The organism is Planctomycetota bacterium (assembly GCA_016235865.1).
In the GTDB taxonomy this organism is placed as follows: domain Bacteria; phylum Planctomycetota; class MHYJ01; order JACQXL01; family JACQXL01; genus JACRIK01.
Genome location: JACRIK010000026.1, coordinates 13,220 through 25,419 on the forward strand (window position 1 = coordinate 13,220; position 12,200 = coordinate 25,419).

Here is a 12,200-nt window from a genome sequence, read left to right on the forward strand (position 1 = left end):
CGCCTAGCATCGCGTCCCGAATGCTTTCGGGATCGACATCCGGCAGACCCTGACCCCGAAAACATTCGGGGCAGGGCGACAAAATAGAGTATGTTACTTAAACAGTCCGGTAGAGAAATAGCGTTCCATCCGGTCCGGGATAATAGCCACCACGTTCTTATGGGCCGGCATTTTCTTGGCGACCTGGACCGCCGCATAGTAATTGGCGCCGGACGAAATGCCCACCGGCATTCCCAATTCCCGTATCAATCTTTTGGCCATTTTGATGGCATCGGAACTCTTGACCTTGACCACCTGGTCAATGATTTTGGTATCCACGATTTCCGGGATAAAGCCGTCGCCTATGCCCTGAATCGGGTGGCTGCACATCTCGGTTTCGCCTGAAAGTATGGCGGCTTCGGATGGTTCGACCGTTACGATCTTTGCCTTAATTCTGGCTTGTTTCAGCGCCGCGGCCACGCCCATCAGGGTTCCGCCCGTGCCGATACCGGCAACAAAAGCGTCGATTTTGCCGCCGGTTTGTCTGATAATTTCCTGTCCCGTAGTCAGACGGTGCACTTCAATATTGTCGATATTAGAAAACTGGCAGGGTAGGAAGACCCGCTGGTCTTTGGCGGCCATGGTTTGGGTCACTTTAACCGGTTCAAGGAATCCGCCTTTCTCAGGCGTGAGAATTACCTTAGCGCCGAATGAACGCATTATTTTTATGCGTTCCTGGCTCATATGTTCGGGCATGACAACGATGACTTTATATCCCTTGGCCGCGCCAACCATGGAGAAGGCAATGCCGGTATTACCGCTGGTGGCCTCGACGATGATGGAATCTTTCTTTAGGATGCCGCGCTTCTCGGCCATTTCAATGATATATTTGGCAATCCGGTCCTTGACGCTGCCGGACGGATTAAAGAATTCCAGTTTGCCGTAGATGGTTGGCTTAGCCTTGATACCGGACAGCCGGATGGGGATAATTGGAGTGTTGCCTATGGTATCAAGCATGTCATCCAAGATACATAAACAACGATGTTTTTTAATCATAGATAAATTCATGGTATCATAAAGCAATGGAGATGCAAAGAAATTAATCAGTTTTTTGCCTGGCGACAGGCCTAATATATTTCAGCGCTTAGTGCAGTTATCTTGTTGTGTAGGCTGGCGAGGAGGGTCTGAATCTCCTCAGGGTTTGCTGCTGAGGTCACTGCGGTGTTCCTGATTTTATCTTCTGGGGTATTAAGTTTATTGAGGAGTAATGAAAGTGTGTCAATCAGATCAGTCAAATCCTGACTTTCTTTGAGGAAATGTTTATTAGGTGCCCTATAAAAAAGTCCCATCCGGTAATAATATTCCATTTCATTCTTCAGGGTAGTGCATAATCTGATGGATTCATTCCTGATTTTCGGCCATTGGGATTTATCCGGTGCGCTGCTTATGCAATTGCCATCCACATATTCCATCAGGGAAAGGGTGTCTTGGAACATCTTGGAGACGATCTCTTTTTCCATCATGGTCAGGATGTTATTTTTGTTATCAGTCGGGTTCAGTAATCCGGATCCGGTTTGGTTATATGCAATTTTTCTAGGCGAGCCCAATAACTGAAAGCGGTATTGGGCGTATTTTTCATACAGGCAGCCGGATAGATATGAGAGTTGCTCCTGGATTGAAATAAAATTGGCCAGCGAAGGACGTGCCTGCAGAGAATCGGAAATGATTTCCAGTTTCCGGGTATAGTCTGGTTCCCATTCCCGCCATTTTTTTATCGCCAGTGCCATTGCTTCTTCAGGGTTGCTATATAAGCCGATAGCTTCCTGGATTTTTCGTTCCCAGCCGGTTTTGCCCTGTTTGATGTCTTCAATGTTGTTAATGAAGTCAGTTAGTTCTTTGTCCAGACTCCAGATGTCGGTGATGGTTTGGTGGAGGGAATGAATCTCCTGCTGGCGTTGCTTACAGGCAACCGGCGAAACTATGCTGACAAAATAACATGATGTGTTTTTAGCCTCGGCGCCAAATTCCAGCTTATAGGCTTCGGCCAGAAATGGCATATCCTGAGAGGGTCTTATTGCATACTGCCATCGGCCGTTCTGATCGATGACCGTGCGTCCGGTATTGAGTATCTCAAACCTGCCGCCGGCGAATGAACTTATCTTGGCCGACAGAATGATTTTGAGAGTCGTTCCGGCCGGCAGATGGCTTCGGACTGAGATGGTAATGGGCGAGTCTATCGTGGCGTCATTTATAAATACGGCTGAGGAAGAGTCCATGAAATTTGATTCGTTCCTTTCTGCCCGGATGGATAAGGCGATGGCCAGTAACAGGCAGGCGAACAGGAAACTGCGGTTATTTACTATTGGCATATTAATTCTCGATTACAAATTGCTCCATTATTTCAGGTTCATTCGTAAAGATAATCATAGTGATATCATCCAGGAACGGCGATTCCAGCAGCGGCTTGTTATGGCCATTTACCTGGGTGTCAAAAACAACCTTATACTTGAAAGTCAGGTCCTGGTTTTTGCCTTTCGATAACTCAATAGCCGGGCCCTGTCTGTCATAGATAGCTGAAATCGGCTCATCCGAATTATTGAGCAACTGAATCAAAATATTTCTTGAGTCCTCGTCCCAGTCAGAGGGATAATAGGCGGTCCAGAAAGGGATGATTCTGGTTTTATAGTCAGGTCCAGTTTTAGTTACGGCGTGGCCCCGACCGGTTTTTATGATTATTGGTCCGGATGTGAAGATTCCCTGGTTTTTATAATATCGGCCGTTGGCGAATTCATCCTTGAATTGTTCCTCGGCAGATTTGACGCTGTCGGGTAGTCTGATCGTAACTTCGTCGATGGTGAAATCACCGGAGAAATTCCAGAAGGAACTGTCTATGCTCTCACCCAGGCGGATTGAATTGGCTGACGCGAAGTCGATCTGCTGGATAATTTCTGGTGGGAATAATTCCGGCTGCCGGCCGATATATTTTGATGGCGCGTCATCGCCGTTGATGCAAAAGGTGTAAACATCAGATGGATAGACTTTCACTTCCGAGGTTTCTCCGGTGCCGGCGCAGTGCCGGCAGTAGCCCTTGAGAAGCCAGGCTGGTTCCTGGCTGTTATTTGCCTCTCCGGTTTTCGGTATACAAGCCGGGCAGTGTTTGGCGATTCTGGTTGTTTTAGGATGCGTGTCCCAGGCAATGCCGATGTGAATCCAGCGATGGTGGCTGTCATTAGCCGGATCGCTGTTGGCAAAGATATATGACTGGGGTTGGTTTCCCAAACTCTCGTCAAAATCCCAGAACCAGAGAAACTTGCCGGCTGGCGTGGTCCGGAGCGAATATGACAGGGTATCGGTATCGGATTTGTAAGGATATGCCCTGGGGAATGCTAATATTGAGAATATATGCTGTGTTGGCTGGTAATTGTATTTTGGATGCGGCGGGTTATTGGTGGCTTTATTCAAGGAAAAGATAGTGCGCGGCTTGACTGAGGTCTGGTAGTAATTGGGTTTTAGCCAGAATGACACCGCGCCCCGAAACTGTTTTTTGCCGGAAACCCGTTCGTTGGCAATACCGTCGACGAAATTGTCCTCGGATTCATAAGCCGGACAGCCGCCGGAATCTGAATAAACGCCGTCCGGATATAAAGCACCGCCATTAAAGAGCGACTCGGTAGTCAGGCTATTTCCTTCCATCTCCATGGGCTGGGATTTACCGTTTGATGGACTAGCCTTAAGGGTTTTATTAAAGTGAAGTGCAAAGATTGGCTTGTTGTCTGGGGCGCGATTTTCCACATTGGCCAGGGCAATCTGACCGTCTTCATAACAGCCGTTCGGGAGATTGTTAATATCCGGTTGTGGATAGGTCTGCAGGGTTTCGCCGGCTTCTTTCGGCTGTTTGGAGATACGTCCCTTGCTGAAATCAGATTGGTTGGTCTCGTTATAAATTTCATAGATTTTGGCCACGCCTCTGGTGAGATAACCAGCTTCCAGGAACATTTCACCGGAAATAGACGGACGTAGAACCATGCCTTCTGATTCCACTTCAAAATAGCCGCGCGGCGTGAAACAGAATTCAGTGGTATAGGTCACCAGGTCTGATTTATCCAACCAGCGGTTGATGATGCGGTCCGGATTGAATTTATTCAGGAGCGTATTGGGATTGACATTGGCTTTTATCAGGTCCGCTTTGGCTTGGGCGAGTTCATAACCTTCGGGAGTGGAGATATCTCCGAAAAATTCCTCATGAATCAGAATATCGCAGAATTTGTTGAATGCTTGCCATTCCAGAAATGGGGATATGGTTCTTTCTTCAATAATTCTTTCGGCGATGTTTTCTATCAGGCGGGTGTTTTCAGGAATCCTCAGGTTAACGGCTTTAAGTTTACCGATACTTACACCAGGCGGTTCAACCTTGCCGTGTGGTTTTTCAAGCGTATTGCTGAAAACATTCTTGATATCATCGGCTGAAGCTATTTCATCATCGTTGAGCCCCTGATGGAGATAAATGCCTTCCAGGTTTGCCAGGGCGGCCATCAGGACTGGTTTGGCAGCGGTGTTTATGTTGATGGGGTGGCGTTCCTCGCATACCAGGTCATCAGGAGTTATCTGCTTCCAGGAAAATATCTCGGTTCCTTCTTTCATCTGCCGGCGGGGCGGTTTGATTACTTTATTATCTGCCTGCCCATACAGGGTGACATAAGGCCTTATTTTTTCATAGACCGGTTTGGGCAGAATACCGGCCAGTTCTTCCTTGACCGTAAACCGGCCGGATGGCTTCATGTTTCTTTTCTTAAATATATAGTTGCCTAATGCTTCGTCAGGAATATCGGATGAAATACGAAGAATCACGCCGAGATTATTCAAGAGCTGTTTTGTGCCGTCATCATCTCCGTTGACATAAATCTGGCTGTGGCAGTCCGTGATTTTCAGAGTATAAATATCATTGCCGTCGACGTAGGTTTTGGTCAGTTCGCCTGAATAGCCCATCCGCGCGCCGTTGGCGAAACGGATAAACATCGGTGTGCCATTCCGGTCCGTCAGCGTAAAAGACGGTTTTAAGGCGTCTTTTAAGGGACAGGTTTCCACGTCAAGGGTACGGTTGTTGTTCTGGTCTTCGCCCCGGCTTAACAAGCCGTTATTGTCAAGGTCTTCGCCGTAATAATACCAGCTGCTGTTGTGCCTTGGTTTATTCGTTATTTGGTCAAAATTAAGCGTCTTTAACTCGTCAAAGGCGTTTGTCAGTCCCTGGTGGGCCAGCATCTTGGCGCGAATTTTGTCAAGATGGCAATGCGTTAATTCCAGTTGTATCTGGTTATAGGCGTTCAGGGCAATGCCCAGCAATACAATAATGGCGCAGATGACCAAGAGCGTTGCCAGCGTTACATTGCCGTGATTATTCATATAGTTAATCTGTCGGTATTGATTGCAGGGTTCCGGACAGTCGGCTGTATAACCCGCCCCTTTTGGCCAATTCTTCGTGTTTTCCCTGCTCCACGATTCGGCCGTCTTCCAGGACGATAATCCGGTCCGCATGCTGGACCGTAGACAGCCGATGGGCGATGATAAAGGTGGTCCGGTTCTTCATCAGGTTATTGATGGCGGCCTGGACTATCTTCTCGCTGGTCGAATCAAGCGCCGAGGTGGCTTCATCCAGAAGCAGGATTTTAGGATTCTTTAGCAGGGCCCGGGCAATAGCCAGCCGTTGTCGCTCGCCGCCCGAGAGTTTCACGCCCCGTTCGCCGGTGACGGTGTCGTATCCCTGGGGCAATCCTTCGATAAAATCCGCAATATAGGCAGCCCGCGACGCCTCTTTTATTTCCTCCAGGGTGGCTTCGGGCTTGCCGTAACTGATATTATTGCGGATGGTGTCGTTGAACAGGAAGGTTTCCTGGCTGACAATGGCAATCTGTTTTAATAGCGAACTCCGCCTGATTTTCTTCAGGTCAAATCCGTCTATCTCGATGCTGCCTTCAGTCGGGTCGTAAAAACGGCAGAGCAAATCCAGCAGGGTGGATTTACCAGATCCGGTCGGCCCGACAATGGCAATAGTTTCACCGGCCTGGACCGCCAGGTTGATGTTACTCAAGGCCGGCTTGCGGATGGTGTCGGACGAATCCTCATTATAGGTAAATGACATATTCTTAAAACTGATTTCCCGTTTGAAGTCGGATAACGTAATGGAGTCAGGCGCGTCTATGATATCAGGTTTTTGGTGCATCAGCTCAAACACCCGTTCCGCGCCTCCTAATGATTCCTGGAAAGCATTGTAGCCGCTGGTGAGCACCCTGATTGGTTTAAGGAAAGTCATCAGGTAAATACAGAAAGTAATCGCCAACGGGATGTCTAATTGACCGTGTTTTATGAGATAGACCGCGCCTAAAACAACGAACAAAACTATTACGGTTCCAATAATTTCTATCAAACTCAGACCCAGTGCCTTGGCCCGGACGATGCCCATTGATTTCATGAGGAATGATTTGTTTTCTTTCTCCAGTTCCCTGATTTCCGCGTGTTCCATCTGGAATGATTTGACAATCCGGACGCCCGAGAACATCTGGTGGATCGATTCGGTCACGTCGCCTAATTTGACCAGGCTGGTCTTGCGCGCCTTTCTGATGCGTTTGCCCAATAATAATATCGGTATCGCCAGGATCGGCATTAAAACAATTACCATTAGCGTCAGCTGCCAATCCAGCATAAACATAAAGGCAAAGCCCATCAGTACCATTAAGGGTTGCCTGATGATGTCGCCAAACAGGAAACTGATAGAGTTTTGGATGATACCGATATCATTGGTCAGACGCGATAGCAGGTCGCCGGTCTTTTTCTCATTGAAGAAGCGCAGAGACATGGTCAGCAGATGGGCGCACAGCCGGTTGCGGATATCAACGATTATTTTCAGCGAGACCAGTCCTTGCAAATAATCGGTTATATAGTTTAACAGTGCCGTGATAAAACTCAAAACCAGGATAATCCACCCGATATTAATCAGTGATTGTCTGATAGTGTCGCCTTCAACCCATCTTTCTATCGGGACCATTATTTTTCGGCCTAATTCTCCGCCGACACTGGGAATCTGGTTGAGAGGGGTGCTTAAGTTATGAGCGCCGGTTAATGTTTCGCAGTATTTTGTTAATGGCTGTACGAAGACTATTCTGCTCTGAAAAACAAAGGTATAAACAGAGTTTAATGCGATAATTAGCACGATTAAGCCCAGATAGCGTCGGGCATATTGGAATAACTGTGATGCCAGATGCACAAATGAGGACGATTTCATAATAGGGCTTAATTTACCAGTTAGATTGATAAAGTCAAGCAAATCTTTACACGCATTGAAGATATGTTAAAATCCATAATTAAGTGAGCCGGCAGGCTACTTTATTCGTTTATATATACATGAAATACATCGTTATTCCTACGGAACTTTCATTGATAAGAATCCCGGTAGTGGTTGCTACGCTTTTTCTGGTGCTGGCCTTGTGGGGACTAACTTTAAACAGCGAGCCCGCAAAGCCGGTTGACCTGCCGGATAAGCCGGCAAATGCCAAAGGCAGTGAAACGCCAACGCCGGCCATACCCGAATCGCAGGTAATCACTATGTCCCAGGGAGAAAAGGTTTATTACAAGTCTGGCCTGGTGGAGAAGATAGAGATTGAGGGCGCCATCGCCAATCCGACCATGCCCCTGGAATTCGTGGCCTGCGCAGACGGTGGCAAGGCCTACGAATCGCTGGTGGTGCTTAAATGCAAGCCCTGGAATGTCCAACTGGCCTTGATTTTGGCCGGCCTTAAGGAAGGCGGCGGCCCGAAATCTTTCGGCGATGCCGCAAAACCCACCGGCGACTTGGTGCTGGTCTTTATTGCCTGGGAAAAGGATGGCAAGGCCGTCTCTTACCGTGTGGAGGACCTGCTGATTGACAGCGGCACCAAAAAGACCCTGGATTTGGTGGGCTGGTCATTCAGCGGTTCTATGTTTGTGGACGAGATGGATTACGATACCGGCAAACCCACCGGCAAGAAGATATACCTGGCTGATATCGAGAAGAATATCATCGCGGCCTGGCACGACCCGGCGGCAATCCTTAATATCCCCACCCAGGGTAATCTCTACCTGCCTTACAAGGAACTCCTGCCGTCGGCCGGCACAAAGATTGTGATGACCATCCGGCCGCCGAATCCCAAGGAGCTGGAGGAACTCAAGAAGGTCAATGCCCAGGTGACGGAGAGAGAGAAGAAACTCAAAGAAGAACAGGACAAGAAGGAAAAGCAGGAAGACCGTAAATAAATTAACTCGAATGTGTCATTCCTGCGAAAGCAGGAATCCAGAGCCGTTGGAAATTACTGGATTCCGTGTCAAGCACGGAATGACAGATTGCGTGTTTCGTAATGTTCAGTAAGTTATATGAATAGCCAGTCATTTAATTTCCTTAAAAGAATCAGCCGGCATCTCTGGCGCCTGGTTATTATTGATAATTCATTCAAGGCCGGTTCTTATCTGTTGGTTGTTTCGGCGGTTCTCCTCCTGGCGGCCCGGGTCTTTGGCATTTCATTCCTGTCCGAATCATATCTGTTATTCCTGAGCCCGGTGATTGGTCTGCTTATCGGCGCGGCCATCGGGTTGTTTAACAAGCCCTCAATGGCTGATGTGGCCTTAGTGGTTGACCGCAAATCCGGCTCCGATAATTTTTTCTCCACGGCCTATGAGTGTTCAATCAAATCATCCCCTAATCCGGTGGAGGACGCGCTGGCAAAGGATATAACCGGGCCGGCCGGCAAAGCGGCCCGGGATTTCGCATTCAGGTATAACCGGCGCTATTTTTACCTGTTCCTGATATTATCAGGGATGATGCTGATTATCTGGTTCACGCCTGTAACGCAGCGAAATCCCGATGTCCATCGGGGCGTAGCCGCTTCGGTGTTTGAATCAGATATCATCACCATTTCACAGGGTCTGTCCGGGATCAAGCAGAACCAGGCAAATCCGCAGGAGATAACGGAAATCATCCGGCAAGTTGAGGCATTGATACAGAAAATCAGAGACAACCGGCCGGATAAGACCTTGGTTCTGGAAACCATAGACGGTTTTATCCGGAAATTATCAGATGCGCCAGCGTCGCCTGCAGAATCAGCTAAGTTGCAATCCCTGCTGTCCCAGTTAAAGTCGCTTGTTGGGGGCAGTGTAGCTGTTTCGCCTGGCGCTCAGCAGGATGGCACCGGCAGGGAAGACGGATTTTCCGTGTATCAGCCGCAGCCGCGCTCGGCCACGCCTCAAACAGGCCCGGCGCCGGAAAAATATCTTGATAAAAAAGTGGAAATCAGCGTTGGTATTGTGGTAAAATCCAGAGAGGAAGCCATAAATAATCCTTATCTGCCCGGGGAGTATAAGGAGATTGTTAAGAAGTATTTTGAACAACGGGATTGAACGGATTTAATTTAAACTGTACCTCTAAATGCGTCATACCTGCGAAAGCAGGTATCCAGGATTCTGGATTCCCGCCTGCGCGGGAATGACAGAGAGGGTGAACAATTTAGCAAGGAGTGATAATATGAGAAACAATATCTTGTTGGTCGGCCTATTGATTGTAGTTGCCGGGGTGATTGTGGCGCTTTCGTTCATTATGACGCCTATGCCCAAGGACGCCAATGTCCAAAAGCCGGCTGAAGGCCAGGCCCAGGTTACGCCGCCAACTAGTGGCGCCGAAGCGCCATGGCGCCCTGATGGCGCTCACCAGCCCATACCGCCTCCGGTATCGCCGACGGCCGTAGTGGCGCCTCCGTTACCGACGGAAAGTGTTAGTGTAGTCAAATCGGAATTGGAGCAGGCATTTGACCGGGGACTGAGTTGGCTGATGTCCAAACAACTGCCTTCGGGCGCGTTCCCGGATTTAGCTAATAAAGATGACGTGGCGTTTACCTCGATGGCGTTGATTATCCTCGGCGACGCGCCTGAGCCAACCCGGCTGAAATATAAGGACGCCATTGATAAGGCGCTGGCTTACCTGTTAAAGAACGCCCAGGCCACTGGCGCTATTATGGATACCGGCAAGGTCCCGTCCTTTGATATCTACAAAACCTCGCTGGCCATCGTGGCCTTCAAGGCCATCCTGCCGGCCCGGTCACAGGACGAACAAAAGAAGATAGAAGCGGTTATTACCATTGCCATGGCCTATCTCCAGAAATCGCAATACGGCCCGGAATCGTCCGACAAGGACATGGGCGGCTGGGGCTATCAGGAAAAGGGCACGGAAAAGACGCCTAATCCAAATCTCTCGACCACTTCCTACGTGGTTGACGCGCTCTACAAGGCCGGTCTGGCCAAGGACAGCGAGACCTATAAGCGGGCCGTGGATTTCCTGATGAAACTCCAGGACAGCACCGAGCATAACACCGGACGCATTACCGGCAACAGCGGCGGATTCGTCTATTCACCGACCGAAAGCAAGGCCGGTGAAACCACCACCGCGGATGGCCAGAAGATGTTGAAACCCTACGGCAGTATGACCTATGCCGGTCTGTTGAGTTTTATCTATGCCTATGTGGACAAGAACGACCCGCGGGTCCAGTCCGCCTACAACTGGATTCGGGCGAATTATACGCTGGAAGAAAACCCTGGCTTGAGAACCGATGCCGCGCCCAATCTGGGCAAGCAGGGCTTGTTCTATTATTATCACACCTTTGCCAAGGCCCTGAGCGCCTACGGCGAAAAGAGTATCACTACTACTGATAATACGCAACACCTCTGGGCCAATGAACTGGTGGCCAAACTGGCGGCCATCCAGAAACCGGACGGCTCCTGGTCCAACGAGGTCTCCAGATGGTGGGAGGACCTGCCCATTTTGGCAACATCGTATTCCCTGATGTCGCTCAACCTCTGCCGTAAATCGGTTTACCCTGAGTAGAACACGAAGGGTGGAGTAAGGGCGGGTCGGGCGGCTTGCCCAGCACATTCCTTTTGTGTTGGGGGGCGGGGGTATATAAGATGATAAAATATTTAGTATTAATTGTTGTTTTCTGTATTTTGCTAATCGGTTGTTCGTATTATAAGCCGATTACTGCCGGAATGACAACTAACAGTATTATTAAGGAACGGGGTCAACCTGATTATAAAAAGATAGTATTGGATTATGAGATTTGGTTGTATAAAATTCGTGAGCCTGATTTAAAGCATGATGGTCTGAATGATGCTTGTTTGATTAAATCTGATAAAGTAGTCATTAGCAGAAGCCTTAGCTATGGCTTGCAAGGACTTAAGGATCTACTTGATGGGTGGGTATTGCATACTTCTGAAGCGGACCTGCGCAAAGATTTAGATTGCATACATGCTGGAAAAATCCGTAGGGGGATGAATTCTACAGCGGTTTTACTTAGTTTAGGACAACCGAAAGAGATTGGCAATTGGCATTCTGTAGGATTCTCCTTTTTATACGTAGACAAGAACGTAGATTTTGACGAGGCCGGTAAAGTAGATAATGTTAGTGATAGCAGTATTTTAATACATTAAATTCTGGTGACTTATACTAATTTTTTCGGGCCGGGCGGGTGGACGGCCGGTGGCTGGGGGAAGGTTTTTGGAGTGTCCACGGATGTTCCGGGGACATATCCAGAAGATTCGGAGTTCGGGGGACATCTTACTGAATTATGGAGTTCGGGGGACATCTTACTGAATTATGGCGCTTATGGGCAGGCCCGCCTGCGGTAGGCCGGGGGCGGGGAACGGTTCACTCATGCTATTTTTGTGAAAGGGGCTTCATTACCGGCATCTTAGGCCGTCATCATTACCGGAGATAAATGTCAGGACTATTACTGACGAATGTCATCACCTGCATTGATGGATGTCGTCACCTGCATTGATGGATGTCATTACCTGTATTGATGAATGTCGTCACTTGCATTGACGAATGTCATTGCCTGCATTGACGAATGTCATCGCCTGCATTGATGAATGTCATCGCCTGCATTAATGAATATTAGGACTGCTACTGATGAAGCATAATACCGGCGCTATCGGATGCCCAGACCAGCCGAGAGGAATGACTATTCTGGCAGGGCGGGTGGTATACTCCACCATTAGATAGGGTATCCCTACCCCCTAACCTGTATTTTTGGGGCAGAAATCGCCTTTTTTGGACAGGCCAATCGGGAATTTCGCATGGTTTTTTGCCGTATAAGGTTGACTTTTAGGCGGAAAGTGGAAAAATAAGTTGACAATTACGATTTCTAATC

Annotated in this window: 8 protein-coding genes; 4 read left to right on the top strand and 4 right to left on the bottom strand. The window is 48.6% G+C overall.

Annotated features, from left to right (window positions below; translation table 11 throughout):
• Window positions 1–93: 93 nt before the first annotated feature.
• From cysK to HZA49_07350, 4 genes are all read right to left on the bottom strand, one after another.
• Complete coding sequence (gene cysK, locus HZA49_07335) at window positions 94–1,035, bottom strand: cysteine synthase A (GenBank protein MBI5779251.1); 942 nt, start codon at window positions 1,033–1,035, stop codon at window positions 94–96.
• Between the two features lie 71 nt (window positions 1,036–1,106).
• Window positions 1,107–2,348: a hypothetical protein gene (locus HZA49_07340; protein MBI5779252.1), complete on the bottom strand. Its 1,242-nt coding sequence runs from the start codon at window positions 2,346–2,348 to the stop codon at window positions 1,107–1,109.
• Window position 2,349: 1 nt separating this feature from the next.
• Window positions 2,350–5,379 carry a hypothetical protein gene (locus tag HZA49_07345; GenBank protein ID MBI5779253.1) on the bottom strand — a complete coding sequence of 1,010 codons (3,030 nt, stop codon included), beginning with the start codon at window positions 5,377–5,379 and terminating at the stop codon, window positions 2,350–2,352.
• A 4-nt stretch (window positions 5,380–5,383) separates the two neighbouring features.
• Complete coding sequence (locus tag HZA49_07350; GenBank protein MBI5779254.1) at window positions 5,384–7,255, bottom strand: ABC transporter ATP-binding protein; 1,872 nt, start codon at window positions 7,253–7,255, stop codon at window positions 5,384–5,386.
• 119 nt (window positions 7,256–7,374) lie between these two features.
• On the opposite strand from HZA49_07350, the gene HZA49_07355 reads away from it, so the two are divergent.
• The 4 genes from HZA49_07355 to HZA49_07370 all read left to right on the top strand — a co-directional run bounded on the left by HZA49_07355 (window position 7,375) and on the right by HZA49_07370 (window position 11,478).
• Window positions 7,375–8,262, top strand: coding sequence for a hypothetical protein (locus tag HZA49_07355; protein MBI5779255.1), 888 nt, complete (start codon window positions 7,375–7,377; stop codon window positions 8,260–8,262).
• Window positions 8,263–8,379: 117 nt separating this feature from the next.
• The gene (locus tag HZA49_07360; protein ID MBI5779256.1) at window positions 8,380–9,399 is read left to right on the top strand and encodes a hypothetical protein; all 1,020 of its coding nucleotides are present in this window, start codon (window positions 8,380–8,382) and stop codon (window positions 9,397–9,399) included.
• A 124-nt stretch (window positions 9,400–9,523) separates the two neighbouring features.
• The gene (locus HZA49_07365; protein ID MBI5779257.1) at window positions 9,524–10,876 is read left to right on the top strand and encodes a hypothetical protein; all 1,353 of its coding nucleotides are present in this window, start codon (window positions 9,524–9,526) and stop codon (window positions 10,874–10,876) included.
• A gap of 80 nt (window positions 10,877–10,956) precedes the next feature.
• Window positions 10,957–11,478, top strand: a complete 522-nt coding sequence (locus HZA49_07370) for a hypothetical protein (GenBank protein MBI5779258.1) — start codon at window positions 10,957–10,959, stop codon at window positions 11,476–11,478.
• Window positions 11,479–12,200: the final 722 nt, after the last annotated feature.